General features: G+C 55.9%; 13 protein-coding genes. 9 read left to right on the top strand and 4 right to left on the bottom strand.

The genetic code is table 11. From position 1 onward, the window contains the following. Nucleotides 1-9: 9 nt before the first annotated feature. Nucleotides 10-1,476, bottom strand: a complete 1,467-nt coding sequence (locus B4B27_RS12110) for a leucyl aminopeptidase family protein (protein ID WP_290726895.1) — start codon at nucleotides 1,474-1,476, stop codon at nucleotides 10-12. Between the two features lie 94 nt (nucleotides 1,477-1,570). Here B4B27_RS12110 and B4B27_RS12105 point away from each other — a divergent pair, with 94 nt between their 5' ends. The 4 genes from B4B27_RS12105 to B4B27_RS12090 are packed head-to-tail and all read left to right on the top strand — an operon-like array spanning nucleotide 1,571 to nucleotide 6,345. Next, a complete protein-coding gene (locus B4B27_RS12105; protein WP_290726893.1) occupies nucleotides 1,571-2,575 on the top strand; it encodes a porin family protein in 1,005 nt (334 codons plus the stop codon). A 19-nt stretch (nucleotides 2,576-2,594) separates the two neighbouring features. After that, on the top strand, nucleotides 2,595-3,608 hold the full coding sequence (locus B4B27_RS12100; RefSeq protein WP_290726891.1) for a calcium/sodium antiporter: 1,014 nt from the start codon (nucleotides 2,595-2,597) through the stop codon (nucleotides 3,606-3,608). Between the two features lies 1 nt (nucleotide 3,609). Next, entirely contained in the window at nucleotides 3,610-5,100 is a 1,491-nt protein-coding gene (locus B4B27_RS12095) for an MBOAT family O-acyltransferase (protein ID WP_290726889.1), read from the top strand. Between the two features lie 9 nt (nucleotides 5,101-5,109). Further along, nucleotides 5,110-6,345: a hypothetical protein gene (locus B4B27_RS12090; RefSeq protein WP_290726887.1), complete on the top strand. Its 1,236-nt coding sequence runs from the start codon at nucleotides 5,110-5,112 to the stop codon at nucleotides 6,343-6,345. Here B4B27_RS12090 and B4B27_RS12085 read toward each other — a convergent pair. The 3 genes from B4B27_RS12085 to B4B27_RS12075 all read right to left on the bottom strand — a co-directional run bounded on the left by B4B27_RS12085 (nucleotide 6,338) and on the right by B4B27_RS12075 (nucleotide 9,373). Next, the gene (locus tag B4B27_RS12085) at nucleotides 6,338-7,582 is read right to left on the bottom strand and encodes a nucleoside recognition domain-containing protein (RefSeq protein ID WP_290726885.1); all 1,245 of its coding nucleotides are present in this window, start codon (nucleotides 7,580-7,582) and stop codon (nucleotides 6,338-6,340) included. The two genes, B4B27_RS12090 and B4B27_RS12085, sit on opposite strands and share 8 nt — an antisense overlap. 66 nt (nucleotides 7,583-7,648) lie before the next feature. Further along, nucleotides 7,649-8,278: a phosphodiesterase gene (gene yfcE / locus B4B27_RS12080; protein ID WP_290726883.1), complete on the bottom strand. Its 630-nt coding sequence runs from the start codon at nucleotides 8,276-8,278 to the stop codon at nucleotides 7,649-7,651. A gap of 18 nt (nucleotides 8,279-8,296) precedes the next feature. Next, a complete protein-coding gene (locus tag B4B27_RS12075) occupies nucleotides 8,297-9,373 on the bottom strand; it encodes an RluA family pseudouridine synthase (RefSeq protein WP_290726881.1) in 1,077 nt (358 codons plus the stop codon). A 74-nt stretch (nucleotides 9,374-9,447) separates the two neighbouring features. On the opposite strand from B4B27_RS12075, the gene B4B27_RS12070 reads away from it, so the two are divergent. From B4B27_RS12070 to B4B27_RS12050, 5 genes are all read left to right on the top strand, one after another. After that, a complete protein-coding gene (locus B4B27_RS12070) occupies nucleotides 9,448-10,755 on the top strand; it encodes a deoxyguanosinetriphosphate triphosphohydrolase (RefSeq protein ID WP_290726879.1) in 1,308 nt (435 codons plus the stop codon). Nucleotides 10,756-10,766: 11 nt separating this feature from the next. After that, nucleotides 10,767-11,453: a pyrimidine 5'-nucleotidase gene (locus B4B27_RS12065; protein ID WP_290726877.1), complete on the top strand. Its 687-nt coding sequence runs from the start codon at nucleotides 10,767-10,769 to the stop codon at nucleotides 11,451-11,453. A 21-nt stretch (nucleotides 11,454-11,474) separates the two neighbouring features. After that, nucleotides 11,475-12,593, top strand: a complete 1,119-nt coding sequence (locus B4B27_RS12060; protein WP_173381969.1) for a hypothetical protein — start codon at nucleotides 11,475-11,477, stop codon at nucleotides 12,591-12,593. Between the two features lie 109 nt (nucleotides 12,594-12,702). Next, nucleotides 12,703-13,518 (top strand): S41 family peptidase, encoded by an 816-nt coding sequence (locus B4B27_RS12055; RefSeq protein ID WP_290726874.1) that lies wholly within the window; start codon nucleotides 12,703-12,705, stop codon nucleotides 13,516-13,518. 305 nt (nucleotides 13,519-13,823) lie between these two features. After that, entirely contained in the window at nucleotides 13,824-16,253 is a 2,430-nt protein-coding gene (locus B4B27_RS12050) for a putative LPS assembly protein LptD (RefSeq protein ID WP_290726872.1), read from the top strand. Nucleotides 16,254-16,269: the final 16 nt, after the last annotated feature.

Genomic DNA, 16,269 nt, shown 5'->3' with positions numbered 1-16,269 from the left:
TTCGATTGCTTAGTTTGTCTGCGACATTTCGCGGGCAAGCTCGATTAGAGTCTGCACGCCGAAACCGGTGGCGCCGTATTCGGTGTACTTCCACTTCTTGGTCGAAAATGCGGTGCCTGCGATGTCCCAGTGCGCCCAGGCGGTATTCTCGGGGACGAATTCTTGCAGGAAAAGTGCTGCGGAGATGGCTCCCGCGTCGCTTCCCGTATTCTTGAGGTCGGCGAACTTGTCCTTGAGCGCATCGGCGTATTCTTCTTCGAGCGGCATGCTCCAGAATTTTTCGCAGCAGGCTTCGCCGCAGTTGATGACCTTGAGGGCGAGATCGTCGTCGTTGCTGAAGAATCCGGCGACGGCATAACCAAGTGCGCGGACCATGGCTCCGGTAAGTGTGGCGAGGTCCACGATGTGCGTCGCTCCGATTTCGCCCGCTTCGGCAAGTCCGTCGCTGAGTACGAGCCTGCCTTCGGCGTCCGTATTGTCGACCATGACGGTCTTGCCGTTCTTGGCCTTGAAAATGTCGCCCGGGAGGACGGACTTGTTGCCGATTGCATTTTCGGCGAGGCAGCAGACGGCGCTTACGTGAATCGGAAACTTGAGGGTGGCGATTGCCTGGATGGCGGCGAGCGCGGTTGCGGCGCCACTCATGTCGCTGATCATTTCGGGCATGGATTTGGGCGGCTTGAGGCAGAGTCCGCCGGTATCGAAGGTGAGGCCCTTGCCGACAATCACGAGGTGGTCCTTGGACGTGCGCTTGGCGGGCTTGTAATCGAGCGTAATCATGTACGGCTCGTGCGAGCTGCCCTTTCCGACAGTCACGTGGCCCATGAAGCCTTCCTTTTCGAGCTGCTTCATGTCGCGCACCTTCACGGTAAGGCCCGGAGTGTATTTCGCGATGGTCTTTGCGTTTTGAACAAACTCGGCGGGGTAGAGGTCGGCGGCGCAGGTGTTGATGAGGTTCTTCGCGAGCACGATCGCCTTGTTTTCGATGGCGACTTCTTCGGCAATCTTCTTGAAGGCGCCTGTGCGGTCACCCGCGACAATCTCGTAGATCACCTGGAAGTTGGGCTTCTGCTTGCTCTTGTAGGCGTCGAACTTGTATTCGGCGTAGTGGAGCCCGTGGAGGATGGCCTTGAACTGTTCGTCGGCGGCATCGGCAAGGAAAAGGCTGACGCAGGCAATCTGTTTTTTCATGGCGCGGCCGGCAAGGCGGTAGGCGGCCATGCGCAGGTGATCGAGGGCGGAAAGGCCGCGCTCTTTTGCGGCATCTACGAAAAATGTGGGCTTGGCGTCGATTTCGAGGTATTCCAGGTCTTCGAACGGACCATCCTTCATGCCATTGAGGACGGTTTCGGCCTGGGCGTTGCCGGTTTCGGTCAGCACGCTGGAAAACTGGATGGACTGCTTGACAAAAAACAGCGCATAGGCCTTGCTTTCGGAGGCCTTGGCGGATTCGGTGGTGACAATGTTCAATTTCATGTCCATAAAGATAGCAATGTGCTGTTCTGCGAAATGAAAAAAATGCTATAATGTTGAATGTTAGAACTAGTTGAACTTAAAAATGGAGTGCAAGATGAACCTCAAATTTTGCGTTACCGCTATCTTTGCGCTTTCTGCAGCCGTATTTGCTGCAGATGCGGCAGTTCCTGCTGAAGTGGCTCCTGCTGCGGAAGAGGCTGTTGCTGAAAATCCGGCTCCGGCAGCACCCGAACCGGGCGCTGCCGAAGTTGCCGCTCCTGGAACGGCCGAATCTGTCGAATCAGCTCCGCAGCCGGCAGAACCGGTTGTTGAGCCAGCCGCCGAACCTGTTGCAGATGCGGTTGCGGAACCGGCGCCCACCGAGGCCGAGCCTGTGATGGATGGGGAAGTCCCTGCACCAAGGGCAGTGCGTGGCGTCCCGGCAGATGCTCCTGCGGGTTATCCCTATGCAGAAGAAGCGAAGCCCGCGCCCGAGGCTCCGGCATTCCGTCGTCCTGATCCTGTCCCGATGACGTTCTCTGCCGGTGTCCAGGCCTTTATCGGGATGAGTAACCTGTATGACAATAATTGGGACCTTAACGAGTCCTATGACGGTGTCGAATGGAAGGCGGGTGCCTTTGTCCTGATTCCGCTGAACGAATATACCATGGGATTCAGGATCGGCGCTTTCTACAGTCGCAGCGAGACGAGCGCCTCGTATGCCTATACGAGCGACCTTTCCAAGGAAGCCCATGTGAAGTTTAAACAGGACAAGGTCGATGTTCCGCTCCTGTTTGTCTTGAAGCCGACATATTCCCGCTTTACTATCGACATGGGTGCGCAGGTATCTATCCCGGTGCGCGATGAGTTCAAGTATTCCTACGAGAAGTCGAACGGGGACCAGGTAAATCGCAAAGCCGACATGATTGATTTGGATTACCGTGCGTCTATGGATTTTGCTCTTGTCTTTGGCTTTAGCATCCGCGCGAACAAGTACTTGTCCTTCGATCTACGGACGGATTGCGGATTCTCGAACAATTACGAGGGTGTACCCGGCTGGCGCATCAACGATTTGACTCGCACCTCCCTGATGCTTGGCCTTTCCATTTACGCTTTTTAAGCAGGTTTAATTCTTGTTTATGATTCTTCCGATTTTCGCTGTAGTCCTGGGATTGGGTGTCCTGGTATGGAGTGCGGACAAGTTTGTTGATGGTGCGGTAGGTGTCGCCAAGTTTTGCGGCATGTCTACGCTCCTTATCGGTATGGTTATTGTCGGGTTCGGCACCTCCGCTCCGGAGATGGTCGTCTCGGCGATTTCTGCCATGCAGGATGCTCCTGAACTTGCTCTTGGTAACGCTTACGGGAGCAACATCGCAAACATTGCCCTCATTCTCGGCGTGACAGCGATTATTTCGCCGGTTATCGTGGTGCGGAAGGCTCTCGTGCGAGACCTGCCCGTGTTGATTGCCGTTACGGCTGTTGCCATATTCCAGGCGTTGGACGGCTCCATCAGCAGGCTCGACGGCATTGTCGTGCTGCTCGTTTTTGCGGGCGTGTTGACCTTCAATATCGTGAGCGAGCTTCGCCAGAAAAAGGGTGCCGCTGCGGAAGAACCGGCTGCGGCGGAATCGGGCGAGAGCGAAAAGCTTTCTCTCGGAAAGTCTATCCTGTGGCTTGTGCTCGGGCTTGCGCTGTTGGTGGCGAGTTCACGCGCGCTCGTGTGGGGGGCGGTAGAAATCGCGCGTGCTCTCGGCGTGAGCGACTTGCTGATTGGCCTAACCATCGTTGCCGTGGGTACCTCGCTCCCGGAGCTTGCGAGTTCCATTGCGGCTGCCCGCAAAGGCGAGAACGACCTCGCCATTGGCAACATTATCGGGTCAAACCTGTTCAATACGCTCCTGGTGGTTGGCATCGCAGCGATGATTGCGCCGATGCATTCCTTCAGCGCTTCTATCCTGAGTCGTGATCTGCCGGTTATGGCCGTGCTGACTGTTCTCCTGCTGCTGTTCGGGCTTCCTGTGCGCAAGAGCAGGGTCGGTGCGGATGGCAAGCGCATTGGCCGCATCAACCGCCTTGAAGGTACCGTGTTTCTCGTTGCCTACGTGGGCTATATCGGCGTGCTTATTGCGCAGGCGACCGGAGTCTTGAAGTAGCGTGCTTTTCCATTCCTGGTATTTCATTCTGTTTGCGGTCGCTGTCGTAGGGCTATACTACGCGGTTCCCGTGGGCAGGGAGAATGCCTGGGGCGGCAAGTTCCGCCGTGTACTGATTCTCGTTGCGAGCCTTTACTTTTATGCGGTGTGGCGCCCCGAGTATCTCGCGCTTATCCTTGCGACTATTGGCGTGGATTACACGATGGCGCGCCTTATCGAGAGGTTCGGCCGGAATGCAGATGGTTCATCTGGCACGAATCTTAAACGCCGCATTGCGCTTGTTGTTTCGCTCTGCTTTGACCTCGGGCTCCTGTTTGCGTTCAAGTACCTGGGATTCTTTGAGGAAACGTGGAACACGCTTGTTGCCCCGTGGATGGGGAAGCCCTTGGACTTGCCCAAGCTGCTGCTCCCGATGGGCATATCGTTCTACACGTTCCAGAGCCTGAGCTACGTGATTGATGTTTACCGCGGGAAGGTCCCTGCATGCAGGAACATTGCGCAGTACGCGTTGTACGTGACGTTCTTCCCGCAGCTGGTGGCGGGGCCTATCGAGCGCGCACCGCACCTGATGCCGCAACTTGCACTTGAGCACCGCTTTGATGTTGCAGACCTGCAGGCGGGCATGTTCCGCATATTGCAGGGGTTCTTCAAGAAGGCTGTGCTGGCAGACCACCTGGGCGTATTCGTGGATGCGGTGTTCAACCAGGTCGCTGCCGGGTATGCCATGCAGCTGTCGCCGCTCGACCTTGCCATTGCGAGCGTGTGTTTCACCTTCCAGATATACTTCGACTTCTCGGGCTACTCGGATATCGCTATCGGCATCGCGCGGATTTTTGGCGTGCGGCTGATGGAAAATTTCAACGCGCCCCTGCTTGCGACAAGCATTTACGACTTCTGGAAGCGCTGGCATATCTCGCTTACGAGCTGGTTCCGCGAGTACGTGTACTTTAGCCTCGGCGGTTCGCGCAAGGGGCGTCCGCTTGCGATAGTGAACGTGCTTATCGTGTTCTTCTTGAGCGGACTCTGGCACGGTGCTGCATGGACGTTCGTGGCGTGGGGTGTGTGCCATGGGGTGGCGTACGTGCTGGAACGGCCGTGGCGTAAACTCCCGGTAAAGCACCCGTGGCTCGGTCGCATCAAGACGTTTGCGCTTGTCGTGCTGTTCTTCACTTTGTTCCGTGCGCCGGATTTCGCATCGTGGGTCAACTACATGGCGGCGCTCTTTAATTTTGGTTCGTTCGGCGATGTGGTGGATGCGTTTCGCAGCGCAATTTGGGGCGGTGTTGCCGTGCCCCGTGCCGTGCTGGTCAGTTGCGCCGTGGGGCTTTCGATTTGGGGCGCACGGGCGCTTATTACCCGTGGAGGTACGCGTGGTGCTGTCGTGGGTGATGAACCCGGTGCGTGGCGTTGGACCTGGAGCCTTGTCTATCTGTTGGCAATCATTCTTCTGGGCCGCTTTAGCGGACAGGGATTCATTTACTTCCAGTTCTAGGGGGCGACGGTGGATACAAAGACTAAAATCGCTCTCTGGTGCGTTCGCGGGCTCGGCCTGCTTTCCATTGCATTGCTCGTGATTTTCTTTAGCGGGGTGTTTCCGCAGTGGTTTACCGGCAGGGGAGACCTCTTCAGGCTCACCTCCGTCAAGCAGTACGAGGAAGTTGTCGACAAGCCGTATCATCCCGACGAAAGCGTGCATACTGCACCACTTGATTCGGGAATCGTGTGGTGGCTGGGGGATAGCTTCAGCCGCGTGCAGTTCGGCCACAAGCCTCTGCCCGAGGCAGTTTCGGACAAACTAACTGAAGCGGGCGTGGGTAAGGTTGCAGCGGTGGATTACATTGACCTGCAGGGCTCCCCGAAATCGCTCTTTGCGCTCGCCGCTGCACGCGCGAAGGAAGGGAAGCCCGCTCCGAAAGTCATCGTGGTGGAATGTGTCGAACGCAATGTGTATGCGAACTTCGGTGCGAATGCGGTATTTGATTACGGTGACGTTGCGCCCTGGAACGAGGGCAAGGGTCTAGGTTCGAAAGTCAAGCGCATCCGGCGTCGCGCCTTCCTTGAGGCTCCGGGAACGGTCGACTTTAAGTTGCGCAGGTTCCCGCCGGTGGCCGAAATCCGTGAGTTGACCGATACCTGGCGTTATGCGCTCTACAGGGACAGGCATCCCGATGCGAAGGTCTGGCGTCGCCCCATGATAAAGGCGTATGACGGTACGATACAACCCCTGCCGGCTATGGCGAAGGTTGCGGACCACCTCCTTTATTCTCCGGATTCCGTCGTGGTTAGTGTTGGCTCGGACTTAGCACCGGAAAATGCGGCTCTTATGAAGAACCTCCGGCAACTCGATTCGCTTGCGTGGACTTTCGGCGCGCGCCTCCTGTTTGTGATGCCTCCGAACAGGAATTCGCAATGGGTCGATGGATTCATTATCCGATATGACGGCTTTTTTGATAGATTCCTCCTAAACGGCATTCAATTTGTCAATCTGGAAGACCATTTTTCCAAAATTCGCCGCAGGAATCTTAACGGAGTCCCAGAAGAGATTTTCTGGAGGACTGATTCACACTGGAACGGAAAAGCGCATGCCGCGGCGAGCGAGGCTATCGCGGAAAAGCTAATACGGATGATTAAGAAGCCCGAGCCATTCTTGCCGGACGATCATCGGCGTTTGCGTGTTGTTCCTCGCTGGTTCAGAAAATATACTGTGAGTGTGCCGCCTCCTCTCGAGATTAAGTAGGCGGGAAGAACAGGTACGCGATTGCGATTGCCGAGATGATGCCCACGGCATCGGAAATGAGTGCGCAGGTTACCGCGTGACGTGTCTTCTTGATGCCCACGGAACCGAAATACACCGCGATGATGTAGAACGTGGTATCGGTTGCGCCCTGGAACATGCTGCTGAGGCGCCCTGCAAAGCTGTCAGCACCGAAGGTCTTCATGGCATCAATCATCATGCCGCGTGCACCGCCTCCGCTCAGGGGCTTCATGAATGCGGTGGGGAGGGCGGGAACCACGTCGTTGCCAATTCCGAAGCAGGCGAGAACCCACGAGATTCCGTTCATGACCAGGTCCATCGCCCCGCTGGAACGGAATACGGCGACACCCACGAGGATGGCGACCAGGTTCGGGATAATCATTACTGCTGTATGGAATCCGTCTTTCGCCCCTTCGACAAATGCCTCGTAGGCCTGGACCTTCCTGTAGATTGCAAGGCCGAGGAATGCAACGATGATTCCGAAAAGAACAATGCCGCTAATGAAGAGGCTCGTGGTGCCGATGGCTTCGGCGGTGAGGGTGCTGAAATAGAACATGATGGCGATGACGCAGGCGGAAAGTCCACCGAGCCATGCGACTGTCACTGGATCCTTGAGCTTGACCTTCTGGAAAAAGCTGATGGCGATGATGCCCGCGATGGTGCTGAAGAACGTAGAGAGGAGGATAGGGAGGAACACGTCGCTCGGGTTAGCCGCCCCCATCTGGGCGCGGTAAGTCATGATGCTGACCGGGATGAGCGTGAGACCGCTTGCGTTCAGCACGAGGAACATGATTTGCGAGTTGCTTGCGACGGTCTTGTCTTCGTTCGGGTTCAAGTCCTGCAGTTGCTTCATCGCCTGCAGGCCCATCGGGGTGGCCGCGTTATCGAGCCCGAGCATGTTCGCGCTGATGTTCATGAGCATCGTGCCTACGACCGGGTGGTTCTTCGGGATTTCGGGGAACAGTCGGCTGAACAGCGGGGAGACGATTTTCGCGAGAATCTGGACGGCTCCCGCCTTCTCGCCAATCTTCATGATGCCGAGCCAGAGGGAGAGTATGCCTGTTAGGCCGAGGGCGATTTCGAACGCGGTTTTCGACATGTCGAACGCGCCGAGGATCGCCTTGTTGAAAATTCCGGTGTCGCCGAAGGCGATCCACTGTACCATGCACGCGACAAACGCGCCAAAGAAGAAGATGAGCCAAATAACGTTTAAGACCATGGCTTAAATATAGGAATGTGTAAGAAAATGTCATGGCGAGCCCGTAAGGGCGCGGCCATCTCGAACCTAAATTTCTGCCGTAGCGAGTTCGCTGCCGTCATCGAGCCTGTGGATGCTGAACTTGGCGGGGGAGGAGGCGGTAGCGCTCTCGTAGAGGGCGAAGGTCGGCGGGTTTCCGCCCTTGGGGAGGCTCGTGGAACCCGGATTCACGAGCAATACGCCCTTGAAGTTCTTCTCGCATTTCCAGATGTGCGTGTGCCCGTAGATGTAGGTGTCGACGCTTCTGCCGTTCAGTTCCAGGTCGTTCGGGGCGAGCGTGTGGAGCGCATCTGCGGGGAAGCATTCCGGCATAAAGATGTGCCCGTGGCTCAGAAACAGCGTCGTTTCTGCGGGCGTAGCGCCTGCGCGGTCATCTTTCACGACAGCAAATTCATCCTCGATGGGCATGTCGAGCATCATCAGGTCGACATCTGCATCGCAGTTCCCGCGGACCGCGACGATGCGCTCCTTGTAGGGAGCAAGCGCATCGACGACTCCCATGGGGCCGTGACCCGCCGGGAGCGGGTTGCGCGGTCCGTGATAGAGCGTGTCGCCCAGCAAAAAAATTTTGTCGCAGTTGAATTTCTCGAAAAAAGCAAGCGCCTGCCTTGCGGCGATGGCGGAACCGTGAATATCGGAGAGGATAAGTGCGCGCATCTTGTTTCCTGAGCTATCTTATTTCCTTGCCCCGCGTGGGTCGGCAATATCGTGCCTAAAACGCATGGGCTTTAGTTTGTCTATAACGCTTTGCAGTTCCTTCGGGAGCGGGCAATCGAATACCTTGCGTTCGCCCTGCCATACGAATTCGAGCCTGCAACTGTGCAGGAATAGCCTGTGGAGCCCGAGCGTCTTTTTCACTTCGCGGTTGAGCGCGAAATCGCCGTAGCGGGTATCGCCCAGGAGCGGGTGTCCGATGCTTGCAAAGTGCGCGCGAATCTGGTGCATGCGCCCGGTCTCGAGCTTGATTTTCACGAGATCGTAACCTTCGTAGTGCTGCTTCACGCGGTAGTGCGTTACGGCCTCCTTCGCGTCCTTCCCGGTTTCGCCGACCTTCATCTTGCTGCCCTTTGCGGCATCGGTGCGGGTAAGCGATTCCGAAATCGTGCCCTTTTCCTTTTTCAGGTTGCCCTTCACGAGCGCGAAGTAGAACTTTTCCACCTCGTGTTCGCGAATCATACGGGTAAAGTCGCGCAGCGTGTCGCCGTGGAGGGCCGCAATCAGCATGCCCGATGTCTCTTGGTCCAGACGGTGCGCGATGGTGGGCTTGAAGTCGAGGCCTTCGCGGCGGCCCCATTCCCACAGGTATTCCACGAGGCTTTCGCCCGGGCGCGTACCGGAACCCGGCTGGCTCGCAAGTCCCGAGGGCTTGTTCACGATGACGTAGTCTTCTGTCTGGATGACGATATCTAGGTCCTTCGCGCCCCAGCCCGCCTGCTTTTCTGCAGGGGAGAGGACCTTGCCCCATGTGGACTTGTTCTTCGCGAAACCGGAACTTGGGGCAGGTACCGGCGACTGTTCCGTTTCGGTGGTTTGCGCTGCGGATTCATCCACGCTCTTGAAATTCTCGTAGATGCAGACGGTATCGCCTTCGGCAAGCATCTGGTTCGCCTTGCCGACGACTCCGTTCACGCGCACCTTTTTTTTTCGGATGACTGCGAAGAAAACCGACAGGGATTCGTCGGGGAATGCCTTGCGTAAAAAACGGTCCAGTCGCATGTTGGCGAAGTTGCGGTCGATGATGCGCGTAATCATGTAATGAAAGATAGAAATAAATGCCAAACAAGTTTGTCGCTTCTCTCGCCTTGCAGAATTTTTATATTTGCGCCATGCTCAGATGGGAAACACTTTTATCCGCTACGCGTTATGGGCACCCGGCCGATCAGGACCCGAACCGCTCCGATTATCACAGGGATTACGACCGCATTGTCTTTTCGACGGCTTTCCGCAGGCTTGGCCGCAAGACGCAGGTTCACCCGTTCTCGGTGAACGACCATGTGCATAGCCGACTCACGCACAGTATCGAGGTCTCGAGCGTGGGGCGTAGCCTTGCGATTACGGTTTTCCACCTCATCAAGAAGTACTTGCCCAAGTATATCAACGAATACCAGTTCGGGACCATCGTGCAATCGGCCTGCTTGGCTCACGATATCGGTAACCCGCCGTTCGGGCATGCTGGTGAGGCTGCTATCCGCGAGTGGTTCCGCAAGAACCGCCAGAGTGCCCCGCTGAAGGATTTGAGCGACAAGGAAATGGCGGACTTCGAGAACTTCGACGGCAACGCGCAGGGACATCGCATATTGAGCAAGCTGGAATACCACTTTCTCGATGGCGGAATGCGCCTTACCTACGCTACCATCGGCGCCATGATAAAGTACCCGCAACTGGCCAAGTACGGTTGCCCCACCAGTTTGTTCTCGACGGAGGCGGACCTCTACGGGATTACCGCCGAAACGCTCGGGCTCCCGCAGATAGATAACGGCAAGTGGGTGCGCCACCCGCTCGTTTACCTGATGGAAGCCGCTGACGACATCTGCTATTCCATCCTCGATGTGGAAGATGCCATTGAACTTGGAATCCTTGCTTTTAGCGATGTGCGCGACATGTTCAGCTACCTCTGCGGCCCCGAAATAAATATCGACAAGGAATACGAGGAAAACGGACGCAACTTCCGCGACTTCCTCAGTAGCATCCGCGGGAAGGCCTTCCAGAACATTATAGACGACGTTGCCGTGACCTTCGTGAAGCACTATGAAGAAATCATGGAAGGCAAGCTCAACAGCCACCTGATCGATATCACGAAATCCGATGCCATGTGGGGAATCCGCATTGCGAAGCGCCTGGGCGTGGAACGTATCTATCCGGATCGCCGCAAGACGGAACTTGAAGTCGGCAGCTACACGACGCTTGCAACCGTTCTCGACGCCTTTATCAACGGCGTTTACGATTACAGGCAGAATGGCAGGAATTCTTATCGTGCCGACCGCATCGTGCGGCTTATCGGGCAGGCGAAAATCGGACAGAGCGTGACCGCCGCCGAGGCCTACCACCAGGTGCTCGATTTTGTGACGGGCATGACGGACAACTACGCCACATACTTGGCGCGCCAGATTGGCGGCCTTGCGATGGGCGTGTAGGCGGGGGTCCCTTGAAGGTCTGGCTTTTCGATTACGACCTTACTTTGTATGGTGACGAAGAGCGCTATGTCATCAATTCGCTCGACCACCGCATTTCGCTTTTTGTGCAGAAGACTGTCGGCGGCGATTTTGAATCGGCGCACAGGATTCGCACGGATTACCTGGAAAAGTTCGGCACGACGCTTGCTGGCCTCATGGCGATGAACGGTACCGACCCGGACGAATTCTTCGACTTCATTCACGAACCGGAATATCTGACGTACCCGAAGCGTGCTCCCGAGAAACTCGCGCTGTTGCAAGGCCTGCAGGGCCCCCGCTTTGTTTTTACCAACGGGAGGCGCGACTGGAGCGAGGCGGGCATGGCGCACATGGGAATTGCGCCCGCGATAGACGGCGTTTTTGACCTGAAGATGATGGACTGGGTGGGCAAACCGCACGAGAGCGCGTACGAGAAGATGGAGCGGTGGCTTGCGCGTGTTTGGCCGGAGAGATGTGGCGCGATGCCCGGATGGGAATGCTCGATGCCCGCGGACAAGCGCGATATTGTGCTCCTGGAAGATTCTCTGCGGAACCTGGAACCCGCGCATAGGCGGGGCTGGACCACCGTGCTCGTGAACCCGAGCGTGGAAGCGCCGGCTTGGGTGGATTTCCATATACCGCATCTGATGAACCTGCGCGACTTGGATGTTTCTGTTTAACTTTTTGTATTTTATACCCGTATGAAACGAACTGTTTATTCTGCACTTTTTGTAATGCTCGCTCTCCTTTTTGCCTCCCTGGCGTGGTCGTTCCCCGCTCCGCAGGCGCGCAACGGCTTCAGCAACATGAACGTGACGACGGAGTATTCCGAACTCCTCAAGGAGAAGAATGCCCGCAACGATTCGCTTTTGCCGGCCCTCGATGGCGACAAGGCCTTTGCCGAGGTGCTCCGCCTGAACCCGAACTTCTGGAGTCTCGGGAGCGCGATGGACAAGGAAGGCTCGCTTGTCACTAAGCTCAATGCGCAAATCGTGTTTATCGACGGTATCCGCGAGGATCCTTTCTGCGAGCTGGTAAAGGGCTCCAAGAGTGACGCTTCCACATGGAACGTTCGTATAGGCGTGGACTTCGTTTCGGGCGGTTCGAATACGGTGCATATCCACGTGCAGCAGTGCCTCGACTACGTGCGTGACCAGCTGGGTTATGCCATCAAGCAGGGCGACAAGATTGTGGTTATCCCGCCGAAGAAGGTGCTGGACAAGCTCCGCGAAAGCGAGATTCCCGATGCCATCGACCTCGACATGCAGCAGACGCTTTTGAAGGCGCACGAAGAAGTGGAACTTGACGGCAAGTGCCCGAAGAACATCGAGGCCTACATCATATTGATGAACGTGTACAACCAGGTCAAGGACAAGAAGATGGATTACGTTGTCATCAATGACCAGTTGAACAAGAACCGCAATGGTGCGGGCCGCGTGCAGAGCTGCGCCTTTAGCCGCGAGTGGAATAAGCGCTACCAGGAAAGTGCAAGTTTCGAGTGCGATATCGACAACGACCGCTGCCTCTACCGCCAGGAGAAGGACGGCAACTCCGAGTGGAGCATCAATTACGAGAAGGACCGTTTCGAGTACATCAACAAGAAGTTCCTGTTCTTCAACCGCAATCCCAAAAGCATCCACAAGGGCGGTTCCATGCTTGACCTGCGCCTTATCCGCCTTTCGACCAAACTCTATCTGGAAGCCTACATCGACCTGAAGGGCGAGCCCGTGACGCTCGGCCTCATCATCGTCCCCGGCGACAAGACTATCGAGGATTACGACGATGGGGAAGACGAAGAAGACGGCGTGATGATGGAATAGCGGAAATTTGCCTGTAAAATGGCGTATTTCTTGTAAAAAAGTCCGTTAATTGGTCCGTTCGTTGTTTTTTATAGTATATTTAGAACAGAATAGTTTACAAGGAGAATCAATGAAAAAGTTTGTCAAGGCGTCTCTTGTTGCTGGCATGCTTGCCGCTCCGATTATGGCCGACGAACAGTTCGGCGGTATCGGCGTTACGATTTACCAGGTGCCCGCTGGCGTGTACGTAGCCGAGGTTATTCCCGGTGGCCCCGCTGCCGACACAAAAATCAAGAAGGGCGACGTGATTGTCGCTGTTGACGGTGTAAGCCTCAAGGGCCAGAACATCGAGTTTTCCAAGGATCAGATTCGTGGCCAGGTGGATAAGCCGGTCGAACTCACCTACGTGAGCGACGGCGATACGCTTTCCGCTGTCGTGCGTCGTACTTCCATGCTCGTGAAGGACTTCAATGCCGACGACGTTACGGCCTGGTATGGTGACAAGGACGAATTCAACGCCCAGGAACTTGAAACGTTTGCTAGCGGTAGCGAAACGGACAAGCAGCTGCTCGCCGTATTGAGCCGCGGAACGATCGTCGCGGGCGATGCCGAGAAGGTTTCTGCAAGGAACCTGAACGGCGTGTTCGTGAAGAAGGCCGAAAAGGTTGAACCCAAGACCAACCCGAACAAGGGTGTGAAGTCCAACGGGGCTGTGCTGAAGGGCTTTAGCCGTAATGCGATTTCCTTCACGCTCAAGACCGCAGGAACGGCTGTTGTCAAGGTTTCTGGTCCGAACGGCGAAGAAGTGGCTTCGGTGCGCGTGGATAACGCTCCGGCCGGCTTCAACAGCGTTGCCTGGAATTCCGAGAACGTCCCGAGCGGCCGCTACATGGTAAGCATCGAGCAGTCCTTCGGTGTTGCCGGCAAGTTTGCGGTTCTCAAGTAAAAACGGTTTAGCGGCCGCTCGTTTTAACGAGAGCCGTTCGCGGTAATACCGCTCACTTTTCGCAAATGCCCCTGGTCCAAAGACCAGGGGCATTTTGCTCACGGGCCGCTACATGGTAAGCGTCGAACAGTCCTTCGGTGTTGCCGGCAAGTTCGCCGTCCTGAAGTAAGTACAAATTAACTTTTGTCTGGAAAGTCTCGCGCTCGCGGGACTTTTTTTGTTGCGGTTCCCAAACAGTAATCTCTAATTCCTATATTTGCCGCAACGTGATTTTGTCTAGAACCCATAGTCTTCTATGGGCCGTTTTGCTGTTTGCAATCGGTGCCCTGGATACTCCCGCCGTGTTTGGCGCGGAGATGACGCGTTTTGAACTTGAGGAGCGCGAGCAGCCGGTCGAGGACACTACCGAGGTGGACTGGATGAACGACACCACGGGGACGGATACCGTCGAATACCGCGCCGTGGACCTCATCTACGACGTGGAAAAGGAAACGTTTAATCTGAACAATTCGGCGCAGCTCAAGTACCGTACGGCGACGCTCGATGCGGATACCATCTGGTTCGACCAGAAGAACAGCGTGCTTGTGGCAGGCGGCCAACCGATACTCCGCGAAACGAAGAACCCGTCGCTGTCGGGGATGCGTCTCAAATACAACATGAACAGCCGCATTGGCGAAATCTACTATGCGACGACCTTCCAGGATAACCAGCAGCTCAACGGCATGGAGGTGCGCAGGCTTCCTGACCAGCGAATCCAGATTGCCCGCGGCGACTTTAGCACCTGTAACGATTCGACGCACCAGCACTTTTACTTTTACGGTCGCCGCATGGTGGTGAAACCGAAGGAAACCATCACGGCGCGTCCAGTGGTCTTGAATATTGCTGATGTGCCGGTCGCTGTGCTCCCGATGATTGTTGCACCCTTGAAGAGCGGACGCAAGTCGGGACTCCTCTCGCCCAAGTTCGGTGGCGACCAGGTGCAGGGCTACTACATGCGCAACATCGGTTTCTACTATGCTCCGAACGACTACTGGGATGCGACCATCAGCGGCGACATCATCGAAGGAGAGGAAGCCCGATTCGAGAAGTCTTCGCTCAAGGGAGAAGTCCGATACAAGAAGCGCGATTTGCTCGATGGAAACCTTTCCTATACGGCATACCTGGACGAATTCGATTTTGGCAAAAGCGACTACGACATCCGGTATTCCCATAACCAAAACCTGACTCCGGATGCGAAGCACAAGCTGACGGGTACGGGCTCTTTCGTAAGCAACACGAAGGTCCGAAGGGAAAACGCCCTCGACGCGGAAACGATTCTTGACCAGCAGGCAAACGCCTGGCTTACCTATTCGGGCAAGTTCGGGACGAACAAGAGCCTTACCGTGAAGGCGGGGCAGAACCATAACTTGCAGACGGGCTATATGGAGCGCCAGCTTCCCGATGTGCAGTTCAACATGAGCGGTCCGCTGTTCTCTTTTGAAACCGATGAGGATGAGACGGCCGTCGAAGATAATTCTTTCCGTTCTTACCTTCAGAAGTTGAACTACAACTTCACGAACCGGTTCAACTACAAGATGGTGACCGCTCTCGACAGCGTCAATGACATGGACACGACTGCCAAGTATGTCGGCTATTCGGGAACGTACTCCCTCGATTATTCGGGGTCGCTTTTCAATGTCATCAACTTGACTCCGAGGGCGACCTGGAGCGGCTACTGGACGGGTCAGTCGTGGATAAACCCGGACGATTCGAGCAAGTACTGGAAACGCCGCACGAGCCTCGATCCCGAACACGATACCTTCGGTGAGTTCGCCTATAATCACAACTACAGCCTTACCGCCGATACGAAACTTTACGGCATCTGGGTCCCCGAAATTGGCCGATTTACGGGACTTCGCCACATTCTTTCTCCGAGCATTTCTTACACCTACGCGCCTGAAATCGATACGGTCAAGTATTTTGCGCCGCATCCGGATTTGGGGCAGTCGCCTTATCAGAAGGAGCAGCAGACGATTGGGTTCTCGCTTGGAAACGACCTTGATCTCAAGTACCTGAAGGTGGTGGGGCACAAGGCGGATACTACGAAGGGAGATACGGCAAAGGCTGTCGAAGACCAGTATGGCAACCGCAGGCTTCTTACGACGCGCCACAGCGTTTCGTACAACTTTGCGGCAGACTCGCTCAATTTTTCCGATATCAATTCGTCTTTCGGGTTCCAGATTTTGCCGGATTACCTGTTCACCATCACGACGCGCCACAGCTTCTACCACAAGTATTCCATGGAACCGACGAAGGTGCAGGTGCCGGAGCTTACCTACTGGGGCTACGAGCTGAGCCGCAGCTTCAACTGGAGCGGAACGCTCAATGCGGGGCTCCCGTCCCAGATGGGCAAGTACGAGATGCGCAAGTGGTCGCTGGGCCTCACGTATCGCTATTCGTTCTCCAGTACGCGCGTGGGCAAGGACCTCTTTCAAGACAACGTAAACCACTCGACATCGATTACCGCATCGTTCCAGCCGACGATAAATTGGGAAGTCTCCTACAGCACGCAATACGATTACAACGAGGGCAAGTTCGTGACGCACCGCTTCACGTTCAACAGGGCCCTCCATTGCTGGCAGCTGGATTTCACATGGACTCCGACGGGGCCTGCTGCGGGCTGGAGTTTCGCCATCTACGTGAGAGACCTGCCCGATATCAAACTCAATGCGGGAAGCACGGAATCGAGCAAGTAGGGGTTCACGACAAGGA

The sequence above is a fragment of the Fibrobacter sp. UBA2449 genome (assembly GCF_002342555.1).
GTDB lineage: Bacteria > Fibrobacterota > Fibrobacteria > Fibrobacterales > Fibrobacteraceae > Fibrobacter.
This window is presented reverse-complemented; position numbering and strand designations above follow the sequence as displayed.